Annotated in this window: 17 protein-coding genes and 1 pseudogene; 10 read left to right on the top strand and 8 right to left on the bottom strand. The window is 70.8% G+C overall.

Features of this window, described 5'->3' with window-relative positions; all coding sequences use genetic code 11:
- Positions 1-210 precede the first annotated feature (210 nt).
- The 3 genes from ACWD38_RS22255 to ACWD38_RS22245 all read left to right on the top strand — a co-directional run bounded on the left by ACWD38_RS22255 (position 211) and on the right by ACWD38_RS22245 (position 5,143).
- Positions 211-3,210 (top strand): LCP family glycopolymer transferase, encoded by a 3,000-nt coding sequence (locus ACWD38_RS22255; RefSeq protein ID WP_450124820.1) that lies wholly within the window; start codon positions 211-213, stop codon positions 3,208-3,210.
- Between the two features lie 173 nt (positions 3,211-3,383).
- Positions 3,384-4,031, top strand: a complete 648-nt coding sequence (gene phoU, locus ACWD38_RS22250) for a phosphate signaling complex protein PhoU (protein ID WP_184484422.1) — start codon at positions 3,384-3,386, stop codon at positions 4,029-4,031.
- A gap of 272 nt (positions 4,032-4,303) precedes the next feature.
- A complete protein-coding gene (locus ACWD38_RS22245; RefSeq protein ID WP_184484420.1) occupies positions 4,304-5,143 on the top strand; it encodes a Scr1 family TA system antitoxin-like transcriptional regulator in 840 nt (279 codons plus the stop codon).
- 7 nt (positions 5,144-5,150) lie between these two features.
- Here ACWD38_RS22245 and ACWD38_RS22240 read toward each other — a convergent pair.
- Together ACWD38_RS22240 and ACWD38_RS22235 are read right to left on the bottom strand one after the other, a co-directional pair.
- Positions 5,151-5,432, bottom strand: a pseudogene (locus tag ACWD38_RS22240) ((2Fe-2S)-binding protein); the annotation flags it as partial.
- A gap of 108 nt (positions 5,433-5,540) precedes the next feature.
- A complete protein-coding gene (locus ACWD38_RS22235) occupies positions 5,541-6,473 on the bottom strand; it encodes an oxygenase MpaB family protein (protein ID WP_221315973.1) in 933 nt (310 codons plus the stop codon).
- An 85-nt stretch (positions 6,474-6,558) separates the two neighbouring features.
- Between ACWD38_RS22235 and ACWD38_RS22230 the strand changes: the two genes are divergently transcribed.
- Entirely contained in the window at positions 6,559-6,924 is a 366-nt protein-coding gene (locus ACWD38_RS22230; protein ID WP_246457127.1) for a hypothetical protein, read from the top strand.
- Positions 6,925-6,957: 33 nt separating this feature from the next.
- On the opposite strand, the gene pstB is transcribed toward ACWD38_RS22230, so the two are convergent.
- The 6 genes from pstB to ACWD38_RS22200 all read right to left on the bottom strand — a co-directional run bounded on the left by pstB (position 6,958) and on the right by ACWD38_RS22200 (position 12,950).
- On the bottom strand, positions 6,958-7,734 hold the full coding sequence (gene pstB / locus ACWD38_RS22225) for a phosphate ABC transporter ATP-binding protein PstB (protein WP_184484418.1): 777 nt from the start codon (positions 7,732-7,734) through the stop codon (positions 6,958-6,960).
- A gap of 10 nt (positions 7,735-7,744) precedes the next feature.
- The gene (gene pstA, locus ACWD38_RS22220; RefSeq protein WP_184484416.1) at positions 7,745-8,659 is read right to left on the bottom strand and encodes a phosphate ABC transporter permease PstA; all 915 of its coding nucleotides are present in this window, start codon (positions 8,657-8,659) and stop codon (positions 7,745-7,747) included.
- Positions 8,656-9,627: a phosphate ABC transporter permease subunit PstC gene (gene pstC / locus ACWD38_RS22215; RefSeq protein ID WP_343071737.1), complete on the bottom strand. Its 972-nt coding sequence runs from the start codon at positions 9,625-9,627 to the stop codon at positions 8,656-8,658. Before pstC ends, pstA begins: the two co-directional genes overlap by 4 nt.
- 148 nt (positions 9,628-9,775) lie before the next feature.
- Complete coding sequence (gene pstS / locus ACWD38_RS22210; protein ID WP_184484412.1) at positions 9,776-10,891, bottom strand: phosphate ABC transporter substrate-binding protein PstS; 1,116 nt, start codon at positions 10,889-10,891, stop codon at positions 9,776-9,778.
- Positions 10,892-11,106: 215 nt separating this feature from the next.
- Positions 11,107-12,057 carry a mycothiol synthase gene (gene mshD / locus ACWD38_RS22205; protein ID WP_425503594.1) on the bottom strand — a complete coding sequence of 317 codons (951 nt, stop codon included), beginning with the start codon at positions 12,055-12,057 and terminating at the stop codon, positions 11,107-11,109.
- A 140-nt stretch (positions 12,058-12,197) separates the two neighbouring features.
- Positions 12,198-12,950 carry a winged helix-turn-helix transcriptional regulator gene (locus ACWD38_RS22200; protein ID WP_184484410.1) on the bottom strand — a complete coding sequence of 251 codons (753 nt, stop codon included), beginning with the start codon at positions 12,948-12,950 and terminating at the stop codon, positions 12,198-12,200.
- Between the two features lie 163 nt (positions 12,951-13,113).
- On the opposite strand from ACWD38_RS22200, the gene ACWD38_RS22195 reads away from it, so the two are divergent.
- From ACWD38_RS22195 to ACWD38_RS22170, 6 genes are all read left to right on the top strand, one after another.
- Positions 13,114-13,914, top strand: coding sequence for an alpha/beta hydrolase (locus ACWD38_RS22195; protein ID WP_343071664.1), 801 nt, complete (start codon positions 13,114-13,116; stop codon positions 13,912-13,914).
- A gap of 130 nt (positions 13,915-14,044) precedes the next feature.
- Complete coding sequence (locus tag ACWD38_RS22190; protein ID WP_184484406.1) at positions 14,045-14,851, top strand: LmeA family phospholipid-binding protein; 807 nt, start codon at positions 14,045-14,047, stop codon at positions 14,849-14,851.
- Positions 14,848-15,345 (top strand): TlpA family protein disulfide reductase, encoded by a 498-nt coding sequence (locus ACWD38_RS22185; protein WP_184484404.1) that lies wholly within the window; start codon positions 14,848-14,850, stop codon positions 15,343-15,345. Before ACWD38_RS22190 ends, ACWD38_RS22185 begins: the two co-directional genes overlap by 4 nt.
- Before the next feature lie 419 nt (positions 15,346-15,764).
- Complete coding sequence (locus tag ACWD38_RS22180; RefSeq protein ID WP_450124819.1) at positions 15,765-16,205, top strand: DUF4395 domain-containing protein; 441 nt, start codon at positions 15,765-15,767, stop codon at positions 16,203-16,205.
- 46 nt (positions 16,206-16,251) lie between these two features.
- On the top strand, positions 16,252-17,097 hold the full coding sequence (locus tag ACWD38_RS22175; protein WP_184484400.1) for a sulfurtransferase: 846 nt from the start codon (positions 16,252-16,254) through the stop codon (positions 17,095-17,097).
- Between the two features lie 2 nt (positions 17,098-17,099).
- Complete coding sequence (locus tag ACWD38_RS22170) at positions 17,100-17,405, top strand: DUF1416 domain-containing protein (RefSeq protein ID WP_184484398.1); 306 nt, start codon at positions 17,100-17,102, stop codon at positions 17,403-17,405.
- The last annotated feature ends 122 nt before the right edge of the window (positions 17,406-17,527 follow it).

Here is a 17,527-nt window from a genome sequence, read left to right as displayed (position 1 = left end):
GTCAGGTGGCGTAACACAGTTGGCCGATACGGCGCACAATCTCAGTGAATCGTGCACTGATTGTGAAGAAATTGTCGCCCACTATCGTCAGTTCGGGCGATCAGCCGTACTATCTCGGGAGCGTTAAGCGATAGGACTTCGGGGAGTCGACCGCTGACGCCCATACCGAACGACGACACCATCGACTTCGACGGTGGGGAGGGAACACGGGTGCCGCAGGACCCCCGGCATGGCCAGCACGGGCACCACAGTCCCCACCAAGACGGGGGCCCGGACGAGGACAACGCCCCCGACCAGCAGTCCGGGCGCCGCCGCCGCGCATTAGGTGACGACGGCACCGGCGGTACGCGGGTGTTCGACCTGCTCTCCAAGCACGGCAAGGCGCCCGGCGCGGGCACCGGCTCGCACCGCCGAGCCGCCGAACCCGAAGCCCCGAGCGGCGGCGGGCGCCGCGCTCGACCCGAACCCCCGCAGTCCTCCCCGCAGCAGCCGCAGCCCCCGGCGCAGCAACCCCCGGCAGGTCCGCAGGGCGGTGCCGAGGCTCCCGGTTCGCACGCACCGCAGGCGTCGGCGCAGGCGCCGTCGCGCGGACGCCCCACCCGCAGCGGCCCGCCCGCCGAACGCCGATCCGACTGGACCCCGCCGGAGTCGGCCTCCCGCCCCCCGACCGGGCGCACCCGGCCCGCCGCCCCGACCCGCCCTCCGGGCGAGGGCAGGCACTCCGAGCCGCGCGGCGCCCAGCAGCCCGCGCCGCCGAACCGGCAGGCGCCGCAACGCCCCCAGCAGCCGCCCGCAGCTCCGCAGGGCCCGGCGCAGCCGCCCGCGCCGCAAGATCGGCAGGCGCAGGAGTGGTCGGCGCCGGCTCGGCCGCCGCAGGGACCCGCGCAGCAAGGCCCCGCCGGGCCGCAGAGCCGGGCGGCCGCGCCGCAGGCACCCGCCGCTCCGCAAGAACCTCGGACCGGTGGCCGCCGGGCCGCCGAGCCGCCGGCGGACCAGGGCGAGTCCCGCCCGCCCGGCCGGCCCGGTCATCCGCAGACCGGCAGGCAGCCCGCTCCCGGGCGCCAGCCGCGTCCTCCGCAGGAGCCGCAGCAGCGCCGCCGCCCGTCCCCGCCGCAGGCCGCCGCGGGCGCGCTGGGAGCCGCTCAGGACGCCGAGGCCACCCACATCACGCAGGCGCTCTCCGGGGAACCCGCGGCGGAGCCCGAGGCTCCGCGCAGGCGCCGGGAGGCACCGGCCGGCGACGGCGAACGCCCGGCCCAGGGCCGGCCCGGCCGTCCGGGACGGCCGGGGCCCGCGCGTCCGGCTTCGGCCCCGTCCGAGGACCCCGAGGCGACCGCGGTGGTCCCCGCCGTGCCTGCCGAACCGGAGCCCGCCGCGGACGAAGGCACCAAGGTCACCCGCACCCCGGCCAAGCCCGGACGCCCCGACAAGGCGGCCCGTCCCGACAAGGCCTCGCGGCCCGACAAGGCCGCGGACGAGACGGCCGTCGTCGCACCGGTCAGCGGTGACGACGCCGACGAGGACGACGCGAGCGGCGACAGCGACGAGATCCGCCAGATCGACGCGACGCTGGCCCGGTTCTCCGCGGTGCACGACCAGATCGCCGTGGAGGAGGACGCGCGGCGCAAGAAGTACTCGTGGCTGTTCGGCATGCGCAAGGAACCCGAGCTGGGCCGCGACATGCCGTTCGACTTCGTCGAGGGCCGCGAGGCGGGCGCCTCCCGGATGGACTGGAAGAAGGAGCAGCGCAAGCGCCGCACCATCCGCATCCTCAAGGCGCTCGCGGTGGCCGCCGCGCTGACGATCTTCGTGGCGACCGGGATCGGCTGGAGCGCGAAGGCGTGGGTGGACGCGAAGTTCAAGGACATCGCGGCTCTCGACCCGAACTCCTCGTCCATCAAGGACATCTCGAAGCAGTCCGGTGACCGCAACTTCCTGCTGCTGGGTTCCGACACCCGCGCGGGCTCGACCGCCGCGGACGGCGTCGGCGACACCACCGACGAGCCCGGCGCGCGCGCCGACTCGACGATGATCGCGCACATCCCGGCGGACCGGAGCCGCGTGCTCGTCGTCTCCTTCCCGCGCGACCTGCAGGTCGACATCCCGAGCTGCGAGCGCTGGAACCCCGACACCGGCGAGTACACCGGCGAGCAGGTCCCGGCGCGGCCGGCGACGAAGCTGAACGAGGCGTACGCGGTCGGCGGGCCGAAGTGCACCACCAAGGTCGTGCAGCAGCTCTCCGGCCTGTCGGTGACGAACTTCCTCGGCATCGACTTCACGGGCTTCAAGTCCATGGTCGACGCGATGCACGGCGTGGACATCTGCTCGGAGATCCCGATCGTGGACCGCAAGCTCGGCGTGGTGCTGCCGAACGCCGGGCCGCAGACCCTCACCGGCACGCAGGCGCTGAACTACGTGCGCGCCCGCTACGTGGAGGGCGACCCGACCTCGGACTACGGGCGGATGCAGCGCCAGCAGCTGTTCCTGTCCTCGTTGCTGCGCAAGGCGATGTCCGGCCAGGTCCTGATGGATCCGCAGAAGCTCAGCGGCTTCGTCGACGCGGTCGCGGCGAACACCTTCGGCGAGAACGTCGGCACCGATCAGCTGCTCGAACTGGGCCGCTCCATGCAGGGCATGGACGCGGGCAAGATCACCTTCATCACGGTGCCGACCACCGGTTACGCCAACGACGAGGGCATGGAGGAGCTCAAGGAGGCCGACGCGGCCGGGCTTTTCCGCGCCATCATCGAGGACGGCCCGGTGGCGCAGCAGCAACCGGCCGCCGCGGGGCCCGCGGGCGGTGCGGGACCCGCATCGACCGCTCCGGCCGCGTTCGGCGCCGGTGCGGCCACGGCGAAGCCCTCCGACGTGCCGGTGCGCGTCGTCAACGCCTCCGGCGCGGACGGCCTGGCCGGTCGCACCGCGGATCAGCTCGGCAAGGCCGGGTACGTGGTCTCCGGCTCGGAGACGTTGGCGCAGCAGGGTTCGCGGACGGTCGTGCGGCACAGCGCGGCGAACGCGGCGGCGGCTCGGCTGCTGGCGTCCTCGGTGCCGGGCGCGACGACCGAGCAGGACCCGGCGGCGGGCGACGAGCTGCGCCTGGAGCTGGGCACCGGCTTCACCGGGCCGGTCCAGGCGCCCGGCGGGGCGCAGCCGGAGATGCCGAGCGATCTCTCGACGGTGAACGCGGGAACCGACATGTGCGGCTGAGCCGACATCCGGCGGTGTCCGATTTGCTCCATTTCCGCCTTGTCGCGGTACGGGCGCCTCTGATCGGATGGTGAGCCCTGCGATACCACTCGAACGGGCACATCATGGTCCGTTCACCGCTGATTCACCATCGTGCGTCTTGTCCGATTCTTCCCGGAAGTAAGGTGACCGGCATGCGTGAGGTCTACCAGGAACAGCTCGGCGATCTCGCCGAGGAGCTCGCCTCGATGTCGACCATGGTCGGAACGGCGATGGAACGTGCCACGAAGGCGCTGCTGGAGGCCGATCTGACTCTGGCCGAGCAGGTCATCGAGGAGGACGTGCACGTCGACGAGGCCCGTGCACGTGCCGAGGAGCAGGCGTTCGGCCTGCTGGCCCTGCAGGCGCCCGTCGCGGGCGACCTGCGCACCGTCATCTCCACCATCCACGCGGCCGAGGACTTGGAGCGCATGGGCGACCTGGCGCTGCACGTCGCGAAGGCGGCCCGCCGCAGGCACCCGCAGCCCGTGCTCCCCGAACCGGTGCAGGAGTACTTCGCCGAGATGGGCCGCGTCGCCGTGGACCTGTGCGGCCGCGCCGCCGCGGTGATCCGCTCCCGGGACATCGAGGCCGCCCGCGACCTGGAGGCCGCCGACGACGCCGTGGACGACCTGCACCGGCACCTGTTCACCGTGATGATGCGGCCCGACTGGTCGCACGGGGTGGCCGCCGCCGTCGACGTGACCCTGCTCGGCCGGTTCTACGAGCGGTTCGCCGACCACGCGGTCGCCGTCGGCCGCCGGGTCGTGTTCACCGTGACGGGCAGCATGCCCACGAGTTGACCTGATCGAGCGACGACGCCCGCCGGGATCTCCCGGCGGGCGTCGTCGTTTTCCGGGGCTGTTCGGGCAGGTCAGCGGCCGGTTGCGGCGAGTGGCCGAGTGATCGCGGAACCGAAATGATCAGACCCGATACGGCAACCGGTGTATTAATACTCGGTCTCACCAGTCGATGACCCGAATGCCGTGTGCGATCGTCGTGGACGTGACCAGCAGCGATGAGGCGCGCCCTGACACCGTCCGTTCGGAGGTCGAGGGTGCATAACAGTCCGACCGTGCACCGCCGGCGCCTCGGCGGTGAACTGCGCAAGCTCCGGGAGAAGGCGGGCCGCACGCACCGCGAGGTGGCCGCCCACCTGGACTGCTCCCAGGGCAAGATCAGCCAGATCGAACTGGGCCGGGTGCCGGTGCGCACCTCCGACGTGCGGTTGATGGCCGAGTTCTACGGCATCGGCGGCGACCGGATCACCGATCTGATCGAACTCGCCCAGGGCTCCAAGGAGCGCGGTTGGTGGCAGCAGTACCCGACGACCGCGCAGCGCCCCGGCTTCGAGACGCACCTCGGGCTGGAGACCGCCGCGAAGGCGGTGAGCTGCTTCGGCGCCGACCCCATCCCGGAGCTGCTGCACACCGCGGAGTACGGCGCGGCCCTGTTCGACACCGAACTGCACGTGCCCGGTGAGTCCGACCGCCAGGAACGGCTCACCGTCACCACGACCCGCCAGCAGCGGCTGCTGGGCAACGAGCCGCTGGAGCTGTGGGCGGTGCTCGACGAGGCGGCGCTGCGCCGATCGGTCGGCGGGCCGGTGGTGATGCGCCAGCAACTGGAGCACCTGGTGCTGATGGGGTACCGCCGCAACGTGACGATCCAGGTGCTGCCGTTCGGGCACGGCGGACATCCGCTGATGGGCGAGCGGATCTCGGTGTTCTCCTTCCCGGACGACGCCGACCCGCAGGTGGTGCACGTGGGCGACGCCGCCGGTTCGCGCTTCCTGGACAAGCCGGCCGACACCGGCGACTACCTGACGGCCTTCGAGCGGGTCTGCGGCGTCGCCCTGCCGCCGAAGGACTCCAGCGCCTTCATCTCGGCGGTGGCCGACGACTGGAAGGCCTGACCGGGGTTCACATGTCGCGCGCCGCGTCCCTGATCGCGGCGCGGATGCGCGGGTAGGTGCCGCAGCGGCAGATGTTGCGGATGTCGTCGAGGTCGGCCTCGGTGACCTCGCGGTCCTCGGCGGCGACTCGCCGCAGCAGCGCCACGGCGGTCATGATCTGGCCGGGCTGGCAGTAGCCGCACTGCGCGACGTCGTTGTCGAGCCACGCCCGCTGCACCGGGTGCAGCTCGGCGTCCACCGCGGCCGGGAGTCCTTCGATGGTGGTGACCTCGTCGGTGGCGTCCAGGTCCGCAAATCGAGGATCGACCTCGACGGTCGTGTCGCGTCGGGGAAGGGGGGCGGTTCGTGCCGGGGGACGCCGTTCGGGGGTTTCGCGATCGAGCCGGGGAGAACGTGCTCAGCCGGGCCGGTTCGTCGTCGGGATCTCGATCTTCGTTTCCTCGCCCTTGGTGAGGTAGAAGAGGATGTACTGCCGAGCGGCCTCGTCGATGGTCCAGGCGACCTCCGGCACCGCGGGCAGCGGAACGAGGTTCTCCCGGAACTTCACCAGCAGCGGCCAGGCCTCCTTGATCAGCGGATCCCACACCGGTTCCCGGGGAATGGCGTCCCAGGCCGCGACCTCGTCACCGACCAGGTACCGGGCGAGCGCGTTGCACAGCGGCCTGGTCACGCCCAGCGGCGGGCTGGTCTGCTCGGCGAGCTGCCCCAGCAGGACGTCGGTGAGCTCCACGCCTTCGGGCGTGGGCCCCATGTTCCGGCCGAGGATCAGGTCGGACTGGCGGTAGGCGGCGGCCCAGGTCGCGGGGATGTACTCCTCGCGGATGCCGAGCAGGTAGGCGGTCACCTGCCACAGGTGCAGGTACGCGTCGGACTCCGCCCGCGTGATCGGCACTTCCCAGTCGAGCATCCGGCGCATCGCGAAGGTCGGCAGCGTGTGCCAGGTGACCAGCATGTCCTCCTGGCTGATCGGGATCCGCTGCCCGCCGCTGGTCTGCGCCCAGCCCGGCGAGCTCTGCAGCAGGTGCCGCACGGCCGAGTGCACCAGCCGGGTCTTGACCGACTCGACCACCACGGACCCGTCGGGCCGGTAGGCGTTCGGATCGCCGACGGCGAAGCCGAGGATGCTCGTCTTCGCGACCCGGTCCTCCATGTCGGCGCCGCCTTTGGAGTAGTAGACGGCGCGGGCCTCCTTCGGGATGGCGGTGCTCAACATGCCGCCGCCGACCCCGTTGAGCAGGTTGAGGTAGAGGCCCCTGGACTTGTTGAACTCGGCCGCGAGCTCCAGCTTCCGCTGGTCCGCCCAGTCCGGGAGGCGGCGTGCTCGCGTCATGAACGCCCGCAGGTCCTAGTTCCGGCGGTACTTCGACCGCTTCCGCACCGACATCCGCGGTGCCGAGACGGTCGCGGACCGGGTGGTGCTCGGCTTCGCGAGCGCGCTGCGCGCCATCCGGCGCAACCCGCTGATCGGCGGGCTCATGGAGGTCGAGCCGGAGGTCGTGCTGCCCTCGATGATCAACGACGGCGGGCGGACCTTGGCCACCGTGCGGCGGTTCCTGGCCGGGCAGCTGCGCCGGGAGCAGGGCGCCGGGCACGTCTCCGGCGAGGTGGACGTGGAGCTCGTGGCCGAGCTGATGGTCCGCGTCTCCGCGTCGTTCCTGGTCATCCCCAGCGAGCTCGTCGACCTCGACGACGACGAGCAGGTCCGCGCGGTCGCCGAGCGCTTCCTCGTCCCGATGCTGGAACCCGCCCTCCAACGACGGGGCGCCCGCGACTTCGGGTGAAGTCGCGGGCGCCCCGGGTGGTGCGCGGCCGGATCAGCCGAAGCGGCCCGAGATGTAGTCCTCGGTGGCCTTCTGGCTGGGGTTGGAGAAGATGCGGCCGGTCTCGTCGATCTCGACGAGCTGACCGGGCTCGCCCACGGCGCGCAGGTTGAAGAACGCGGTCTGGTCGCTGACGCGCGCCGCCTGCTGCATGTTGTGGGTGACGATGACGATCGTGTACTCCTGCTTCAGCGTCGAGATCAGGTCCTCGATCGCCAGCGTGGAGATCGGGTCCAGCGCCGAGCACGGCTCGTCCATCAGCAGCACGTCCGGCTGCACCGCGATGGCGCGCGCGATGCAGAGCCGCTGCTGCTGACCGCCGGAGAGGCCGCCGCCGGGCTTGCCCAGCCGGTCCTTGACCTCTTCCCACAGGTTCGCGCCGCGCAGCGCCCGCTCCGCGACCTCGTCGAGGCGCTTCTTGTTCTTCTCCCCGGCGAGCTTCAGACCCGCCACCACGTTGTCCCGGATGGACATCGTGGGGAACGGGTTCGGCCGCTGGAACACCATGCCGATGGTGCGGCGGACCTGCACCGGGTCGACGTGGGCGCCGTAGATGTCCTCGCCGTCGATGAGCACCTTGCCCTCGACGCGAGCACCGGCGATGACCTCGTGCATCCGGTTCAGCGAGCGCAGCACGGTCGACTTGCCGCAGCCCGAGGGGCCGATGAACGCGGTGACGCTGCGAGCCGGAACCTGCAGGGTCACGTCCTGCACGGCGTGGAACTTGCCGTAGTACAGGTTCAGGTCCTTGATATCGAGGCGCTTGGCCATGAAAACCGCCCTACTTGGTCTTGACGGCGAACAGCCTCGACAGCAGCGACGCAGCGAGGTTGATCAGCATGATGACGAGAACGAGGGTGAGCGCGGCGCCCCAGACGCGGTAGTCGCCGGCCTCGGTGCCGGTGCTGCGCTCGGTGTAGATGACCAGCGGCAGCGAAGCCAGGCCGCCGTCGAAGAGGTTGAAGCTGATGGCCTTCGCGTAGCCCACCAGGATCAGCAGCGGCGCGGTCTCGCCGAGCACCCGCGCCAAGCCGAGCATGACACCGGTCAGGATGCCGGACAGCGCGGTGGGGAGCACGATCTTGACGATCGTCTTCCACTTCGGCACCCCCAGCGCGTAGGAGGCTTCGCGCAGTTCGTCCGGGACGATCAGCAGCATCGTCTCGGTGACCCGCACGACCACCGGCACCATCAGCAGCACCAGCGACAGCGCCACCGCGAAACCGCTGCGGTTGAAGCCGAACGTCGTGATCCACAGCGCGTAGATGAACAGCCCGGCCACGATCGAGGGCAGGCCGCTGAGGATGTCCACGGTGAACGTGGCGACCTTCGCGAAGCGCGAGTCCTGCCCGTACTCGATCAGGTAGACGCCGACGAGCACGCCCAGCGGCACCGAGATGATCGCGCACACGAGGCCTTCGAGCAGCGTCCCCATCAGCGCGTGGTAGATGCCGCCGTTGTAGTCGTTGGCGGTCAGCCCGTTGAACGAGTGGCTCCACCAGTCCGGCCGCAGCAGCGGCGCGAGGCCCTTCTGCAGCAGCGTGAACAGCACCCACAGCAGCGGGATCACGGCGATCAGGAACGCGGCCCCGAACAGCGCGGTCGCCGCGCCGTTCTTCAGCTTCCGCCCGAACCCGAGGGGCTGGAACGCCGGTGTCGCGGCGGGCCGTTCCACGTCAGCGGTGTCCGTTCTCATGCTTTCCCCTTACCGCTGGCGCTCTCGATCCACCGGGCGATCGCGTTCACCGCGAAGGTGAGCACGAACAGCACCAGACCGGCCGAGATGTAGGCGCCCACCTGCATGTCGTTGACGAACTCCGCGGAACCGAGGGCGATCTTCGAGGCGAAGGTGGCGCCGGCGTCGAAGACGCTGAAGTTCGGACCGATGTTCACGCCGCTGAGGATGATCGTCAGCGCGACGGTCTCGCCCAGGGCTCGGCCGAGCCCGAGCATCGAACCGCCGATGAAACCGTTGCGGCCGAACGGCCACACCGTGGTGCGCACGACCTCCCACCGGGTCGCGCCGAGCGCCTGGGCGCCTTCGATGTGCGCGGTGGGTGTGCGCTGGAAGACCTCGCGGGTGACGCCGGTGATGGTCGGCAGGATCATCACGGCCAGCACGATCCCGGCGGTGAAGATGTTCGCGCCGCTGTTGGCGGGCACGTTGCCGTCGGCGAAGATCGGCACCCAGCCCAGGTTGGTGTTCAGCCAGGTCGCGACCGGGTTCAGCACCGGCGCCAGCGCCACCACGCCCCACAGGCCGTAGACCACCGACGGCACCGCGGCCAGCAGGTCGACGATGTAGGCGAACGGCCGGGCCAGCGAGCGCGGCGCGTACTGGGTGAGGAACAGCGCGATGCCGCAGGAGACCGGCATCGCGATCACCAGCGCCACCAGCGAGCTCGCCACGGTGACCCAGGCCAGGTCGGTGATGCCGAACTTCAGGTTGTTCGGGTCGCTGGTGTCCCAGACCCGGCTGAACAGGAAGCTCACCTGGTTGGCCTGCAGCGACGGGAAGGCCCGCAGCAGGAGGAAGATGCCGACCGCCGCGATCAGCGCGACGATGAAGATCCCGGAGCCGGTGGCCAGGGACTGGAATACGCGATCACCCGCGCGGACTACCTTCTTCGGTTCGTCCGCGGCGGGTGCTTCGGGAGCGGAAATGGGGGCCTCCGGTCCGGAGCTGGACGCCGGAACGCCCCGACGGGCGCCGGTGTCGTCACCGGTGCCCGCGGGGCGTTGATCGGCTCGGGTCGAGTCGGTCACTGCGGTTCGCAGCCTCTCACTTCGGGACGTGCGCCGAGGTTCAGCATCAGGAGATGGCGTTGACCGCGGTCAGCACCTTGTCCTTGAACTCCTGCGGGAGCGGCACGTACCCGGCTTCTTCGAGTTCGGTGGGGTTGGCGTTCGCGGCGACGGTCAGCGCGGCCTTGACGCCCTTGGCGGTCTCCGGCTCGTAGCCCTTCGAGCACACGATCTCGTAGGTGTTGAGCACGATCGGGTAGACGCCGGGGGCCTTGTTGCCGTAGATCGAGTCGAGGTCGACGCGCAGGTCGTTGCCCTCGCCCTCGATCTTGGCCTCGTTAATGGCCTTGCCGACGTTGGCGGTGGTCAGCTCCACCGGGCCCGCACCGCTGTCGATCTTGGCGATGCCGAGGCCGAGGTTCTTCGGGAACGACCACTCGATGTAGCTGATGCCGCCGGGCGTGGCCTGGACGGCCTGGGAGACCTGGTCGCTGCCTTCCTTGCCCTGGCCGACGCCGGGGCCGCCGCGGAACTGCTTGCCCTCACCGGTCCACGCGCCGTTGGTGGAGGTCTTCAGGTACTTCTGGAAGTTGTCCGAGGTGCCGGACTCGTCGGAGCGGTAGAACGGCACGATGTCGAGGTCCGGCAGCTGCTTGCCGGGGTTGAGCGCCGCGATCGCCGGGTCGTTCCAGTTCTTGACCTGGCCCTGGTAGATCTTGCCGATCAGCTCGGGGTTCAGCGTCAGGTCGCTCACGCCCGGGATGTTGTACGAGATCGCGATCGGCCCGAAGACCATCGGGAGGTTCCAGGCGGGGTTGCCCTGGCAGCGCTCCGCGGCCTTCGCGACCTCGCCGTCCTCCTCGTCCAGCGGCGAGTCGGATCCGCCGAAGTCGATCTGGCCGGCGTTGAAGGCGGACACGCCCTTGCCGGAACCGGACTTGGTGTAGCGCAGCTCCTGGCCCTCGCACTTGGAGCTGTAGTCGCGGGCGAAAACGTCCATGGCGTTCTTCTGCGCGGAGGAGCCCTCGGAGGAGACGGGCTGGGTGCCGCATTCCACGTTCAGGTTCGACAGGGCGGGGTTGACGTCCTCCGCCTTGACGTTCTGGTCGCTACCGCAGGCCGACAGCACGAGCGTGCCCGCCGCGAGGAAGCCCAGCGCGGCACTGTGGCGCTTGATCTTCACTTCTGTTCCTCCATGATCAGGGAAACACCGTGGACGCGGCACGCTGCCGCTCGCCTCCGAACGCTAAGCAGCGGGAGTGGACTGGCGCCATGCAGCAAGTGAACGAGAAGTGAACATGGCACGCTTAGTAAGCAGCGCCACGTTCCAACGGGTGACGCGCAATCTTCCCGTGACTTCGCCGTTCGCAATCAGTGATCCAGCTGCCCGGCTCGGGCTCAGCGACCGAACTGCACGTCGACGTCCGTCCGCTCGAAGCCCAACCGCTGGTAGACCTTGACGGCGGGCGCGTTATCGCCCTCCACGTAGAGCAGCACCCAGGAACAGCCGAGCTGGCGCAAATACCGCAAACCGGCCACCGTCAACGACTTCCCCAAGCCATTACCCTGCGTGTCCGGGTCGACTCCGACGACGTAGACCTCGCCCTCGCCGCCGGGATGCACCTTCGTCCAGTGGAAGCCGAGCAACCGGTCCCGCGAGTCCACTGCGAGCAGGAACCCGGCCGCGTCGAACCAGTCCTCGCCCTCCTTCTCCCGCAGGTCCGCCTCGCTCATCGCGCCCTGCTCCGGGTGCCACTGGAACGCACGGTGATTGACCCGCACCACCTCGGCCTCGTCCGCGCCGGGCCGGAACGCGCGGATCGTCACCGACTCCGGCAGCGACACCTCCGGCAGCTCCGCGTCGGCGAGCCGCACCCCCATCCGCCACAGCTCGCGCGGCCGGGCGAAGCCGAACCGGGCCGCCAACCGCAGCGCACCCGGGTGCTCCCCGTGCGACCACACCCGCAACCGGCCGGTGTCGTCCTCGGGGGCCTGCGCGAGGTCGGCGCGTTCCAGCAGCGCCTCGACGAGCCGGGCGCCGACGCCGCGGCGCCGGTGCTCGGGGTGCACGGCGAGCTCCGCCACCAGCGGCTCGCCCGGTTCGCCGCCGACGTCGAGGTGGGCGTAGCCGAGCAGCGCGTCCGCGGCGTCGCGCACCACGAAGTGCTCCGACCGCACGTCCGCCTGCACCGGTTCGATCTGCTGCGCCACATCGCGGTGCGCGCGCAACCGCAAGATCACGTGCTCCCCGGCGGGAGCGACCCCGTCGGCCTGCTCCGCCGCGCCGAGCAGCGCCATCACCTCGGCCACCTCGGCCTTGTCCAGTCCGTTTCGCCACGTCAGCTGCACGGCCCCGACGTTACCCACCGACCGCCCCGCCGCGACACGTGATGAAGTCGGCCGGTGCACGGCACAACGCCCCCTCGCCGCGAGGGCGAAGGGGCGTCGCACGAGCGGCGGCGAACTCGCCCGCCGACCGTCCGGGCGGGTCAGGCGTGCGAGGCGATGATCGCTTCGGCTTCGGCGACGGCCGTCGCGTCGGCGTCCACCGGGGTCTTCGGCTGCGCCTGGCCGGGGCGGGCGGGGCGGACGAACTTGTAGCCCACGTTGCGCACGGTGCCGATCATCGAGTCGTACTCGGCGCCGAGCTTCGCGCGCAGCCGTCGCACGTGCACGTCGACGGTGCGGGTGCCGCCGAAGAAGTCGTAGCCCCACACCTCCTGGAGCAGCTGCGCGCGGGTGAACACCCGGCCCGCGTGCTGCGCCAGGTACTTCAGCAGCTCGAACTCCTTGTAGGTGAGCTCCAGCGCCCGGCCCTTGAGCCGCGCCGTGTAGGTCGCCTCCTCGATGACCAGGTCGCCGACCGACAGCGAACCGTCCGCGGTGGCGTTCTCACTGGTGCGGCGCGTGGTCAGCAGCCGCATCCGCGCGTCGACCTCGGCGGGGCCGCTGGTCGGCAGCAGGATGTCGTCCACGCCCCACTCGGCGCTGATCGTGACGAGGCCGCCCTCGTTCACGATCGCGATCACCGGGGCGTCGCCGGAGGCGAGCACGCGGCACAGGTCCCGCGCCCCCGCCAGATCGGTGCGGGCGTCGACCAGCACCACGTCGTGGGTGCCCGCGGAGAGGATGGCGCCGGGGTCGGGCGGCAGGACGCGCACGCGGTGCGGCAGCAGGGCCAGTGCCGGCAGTGCGGCTTCGCCGTTCTGATCGCTGGTCAACAGCAGCAGTTCGGAACTCATGCGGGGGCCTCCCGTCCCAGGGCCAACACCGAAGCGGCTGGCTCGCGAAGGCCGTTCAGCCAGCGTGCTGGGCCGGACGACCCGGCTTCGTTGCCTGTGGATGCCAAGCACAATAACCCTGATGAGTGCGAAAACCCCAGGTGAAACCGACGGCGTCACATTTGTGAATGGGCCGCGAAGCCACGTTACGGCCACGTTTCGGCCGCGCCCGATCACGCTGACCGCGGCCGACGGAGTCCGGCTCCGCGGCCTCTACCACCGCTGCCCGCGCGGCTCTGACCTGGCGTTCGCCGTCGGGCACGGATTCACCAACCACATCCGGAAACCCGCGGTGCGCCGAGTGCTGCGGCGACTCGCCGAGCACGGGTCGGTGCTCGCCGTCGACTTCCGCGGCCACGGCCGCTCCGCCGGGGTCACCTCCGTCGGGCCGACGGAGGTCCAGGACATCACGGCCGCGTTGACCCGGTTGCGCGAACTGGGGCACCGGCGCGTGGTGACCCTCGGGTTCTCGCTCGGCGGCTCGGTGGTGCTGCGCCACGCGGCGCTGGCCGCACCGGCCGAGCGCCCGGACGCGATGATCTCGGTGAGCGGCCCGGCGCGCTGGTGGGTGCGGGACACCCCGGCGATGCGCCGGGTGCACTGGCTGCTGGAGCAGCCGCACGGCCGGTGGACCGCACGGCTGCTGGGAGTGCGGCTCGGCGGCGAGTGGCCCGAGGTCCCCGCCTCCCCGATCGAACTGGCGCCGCGGCTCGCCCCGACCCCGACGCTGCTGGTGCACGGCACCGACGACCACTACTTCCCGGTGGCCGACGCGGAGGCGCTGCACGCCGCCGCGGGCGGTGAGCTGTGGCTGGAACCGGGCATGCGGCACGCGGAGAGCGCCACCGGCGGCGCCCTCGTCGACCGGATGGCGGCCTGGGCGCGCACCGCGGTCGGCCCGCCACCGCGAGCAGCGGCGCGCTGAGCTCCGCGAACCACCTGTTGCCGAGCACACCTGTCGGTCGCGGGCGGTCAAGTGCGAAGGTGAACCGGATCAACCCCGCACGATCCACTCCGCCCCGAATCCGAGACCCCGACAGAACGGACCGCTCGCGGTGAAGAAGCTCGTCGTCACCCTCGTCATCGTCCTCGGCCTGCTGGTGGTCGCCGACTACGGCGCGGCGTCGGTCGCCGAGTACCAGGTGTCGCAGAAGGTCCGCGAACAGCTGAAGCTCGACGAGGACCCGTCCGTGCGGGTGCACGGCTTCCCGTTCCTCACCCAGGCCGTCGCCGGGGACTACCAGGACGTGGAGCTCGCCGCGAAGGCCGTGCGGGTCGGGGAGCTCAGCGAGCTCGGCGTCGAGGCGAACCTGCACCACGCCCGGGTCGCGCTCGGCGACGTGATCGCCGGCAAGGCCGACGAGATCCAGGTCGACGAGCTGGTCGGCCGGGTGAAGCTCAAGGCCTCCGACGTGGGCCGCTACATCGGCATCACGGACCTGACGATCAACCCGGCACCGAAGGACGCCCTCGACGAACCGGCCGACGGAAACGACGGATCGGGCAGCACCACCGGGACCGGCGCGAGCGACCCGAGCCGGGCCACGGTCGCGCTCGACGGCTCCCTCGACATCGCGGGCAACAACGTGCGGGTGAAGGTCATCGGGGTGCTGTCGCTGCTCAACGGCCAGATCACCATCGAGCCGAAGAAGCTCGACATCGCCGACCAGGCGCTGTCGGACATCCCGCTGGGCGACGTGTTCGAGAAGTCGATCCTGCAGCAGTTCACCACCACCATCGACCCCGGCGTGCTGCCGTTCTCCGTCACGCCCACCGCGGTTCGGGTGGAGCGGGGCGCGCTGGTCATGGAGGGCACCGCGCAGGACGTCACGATCGGCTCCGGCGGGGTGACCACCGGATGACCGGCTGGGTCGTGCTGCTCGCCGTCGTCGCGGCGACGCTCGTGTTCGGGGCGGTCTGGCGCGCCCGCGAGGGCCGGGTGCGCCCGGCGGCGACGACCACCCCGCTCGGGGCGGGCGAACCCGCGACCGGATCCGGGAAGACCGCGGCGCCCGCGGGCGTTGCACCGGACGTGCCCGATCAACTCCCCGACGGCCTGCGCGCCCGGCTCGGCGACCTCGACGGAACCGGGGTGACGCTGCTGCAGCTGTCCACCACGTTCTGCGCGCCCTGCAGGCACACCCGCATCCTGCTGGCCGACCTGGCGCAGCGCACCGAGGGCATGCGCCACGTCGAGGTCGACCTCACCGATCACCCGGAGTGGTCCACGCCGCTGCGCGTGCACCGCACGCCCACGACGCTCGCACTGGACGGCTCCGGCACCGAGCTGTTCCGCGTCGGCGGGGTGCCCCGCCGCGACGAGCTCACGGCCGCGCTGCGACCGCACCTGCCATGAGCGCCACCGCGGCTATCCGAATGCTGGGAAACCCGGCAGGGCGAATCGCGAGCACCAGCACCGCGACCGCCGGGGAAATCCCCCGCAGCCCCGGTGAGCTGCTGTTTCACCGCGCCGACGCGGCGAACCGGAGTACGCGATGCGTCTCACCCAGTGAACGTTCTTCCCGCCGATCGGTCGAAACGGGTAGCCTCCGAGCCGTGCATGTACTGCTGACCCGACGGCGCGCGGTGGACTTCTGCCGCGTGGGCAGCAGCCTGTGTCCCAGGCACTGAACGGGCGGTAGGACGGATGCCCGTGGCGCTCGCAAGGAATTCCTCCTGCGCAGAAGCCCGCATCCAGCGCCGCCGGACGGACCGGCCGATCAGCCGGTCCACGAGATCCGGTCCACCCTGTCGGTACCGCTACGGAGGATGCTCATGCCCGCCACCCTGGACCCGCGTGGAGTCCGCTTCACCGCCGCCATCACCAGCGTGATCCTGGCCATCGGCCTGGTCACCGGGAGTTGGCGCGTGCTCGCGGTGCAAACGGTGCTGTTCGCGTTATGCGCTTTCGTCGGCATGGGTCTCAACCCGTGGGGAGCGGTGTTCCGCTCCGCCGTGGCGCCGAAGCTGCCGCCGATCCCGGAATCCGAGCGGGAAGCCCCGGCGCCGGTGCGCTTCTCGCAGGGGGTCGGCTTCGTGTTCACCGTGGTCGCCACCGCCGGATACGCCCTGGAATGGACCACGTTGGGCATGGTCGCCAACGCGCTCGCGCTGGTGGCGGCGCTGCTGAACGCGGCCTTCGGCTACTGCCTCGGCTGTCAGCTGTACCTGGTGCTGCGCCGGGTCGTCCCGGCGAAGCAGGCCCACACCGGGTGAGTCCACAACACACGTGCAAGCAACGAGAACAAGAAGGAGTCGCTCGATGAGCCGTGCAGAGGTCCTGGTCTCCACCGATTGGGCCGAACAGAACCTGAACACCGACAAGGTCGTGTTCGCCGAGGTGGACGAGGACACGACCGCCTACGACGGTGGCCACATCCCCGGCGCCATCAAGCTGGACTGGCGCAACGACCTGCAGGATCACGTGCGCCGCGACTTCGTCAGCCGGGCCGGCTTCGAGAAGCTGCTCTCGGCCAAGGGCATCGCCAACGACGACACGGTGATCCTCTACGGCGGCAACAACAACTGGTTCGCCGCCTACGCCTACTGGTACTTCAAGCTCTACGGCCACCAGGACGTGAAGCTGCTCGACGGCGGGCGCAAGAAGTGGGAGCTCGACGGCCGCAAGCTCGTCAAGGACGAGCCGAACCGCGCGGGCACCAGCTACCAGGCGCAGGAGCCCGACACCTCGATCCGCGCGTTCCGCGACGAGGTCGTCGACGCCATCGGCGCGCAGAACCTGGTCGACGTGCGCTCGCCCGACGAGTTCGCGGGCAAGCTGGTCGCGCCGGCGCACCTGCCGCAGGAGTCGGCGCAGCGCGCCGGGCACATCCCGCAGGCCGTGAACGTGCCGTGGAGCAAGACCGCCAACGAGGACGGCACCTTCAAGTCCGACGACGACCTCAAGAAGATCTACGCCGAGGCCGGCCTGGACGACTCGAAGGACACCATCGCCTACTGCCGCATCGGGGAGCGCTCGTCGCACAGCTGGTTCGTGCTGCGTGAGCTGCTCGGGCACGCCAACGTCAAGAACTACGACGGTTCCTGGACCGAGTACGGCTCGCTGGTGGGCGTGCCGGTCGAGAACCCGAGCCAACAGGGAGCGTGAGCATGAGCCTGGACGGATGCGGTGCGCCGCAGCAGACTTCGACCGCCGTCGCCGAGGACACCGACCAGATCGTCGTGACCGGCAAGGTGCACTCCGGTTCCACGCCGGTCGGCGGCGCGTTCGTGCGGCTGCTGGACGCCACCGGTGAGTTCACCGCCGAGGTCGTGTCCTCCCCGGAGGGCGACTTCCGGTTCTACGCCGCGCCCGGATCGTGGACGGTGCGCGCGCTGCACCGCGACGGCAAGGGCCAGTCGGACGTGTCCGCCTCCGGACCGGGCGTCCACCCCGTGGACATCGCTGTCGCCTGATTCTCGCGGGGGATCTGCGCGGGTGTCCGGGTAGCGGAACCTCAGGTGTCTTCTCGCTGCGGGATCTTTTTCCCAAGTGGCTCCGCCACGAGGGAAAAAGCTGTCCTCGCGAGAAGACACCT

The organism is Saccharopolyspora sp. NPDC002578, assembly GCF_053592695.1.
The sequence above is the reverse complement of the archived record's forward strand: the minus strand, read 5'-3'. Positions and strand labels throughout refer to the sequence as shown.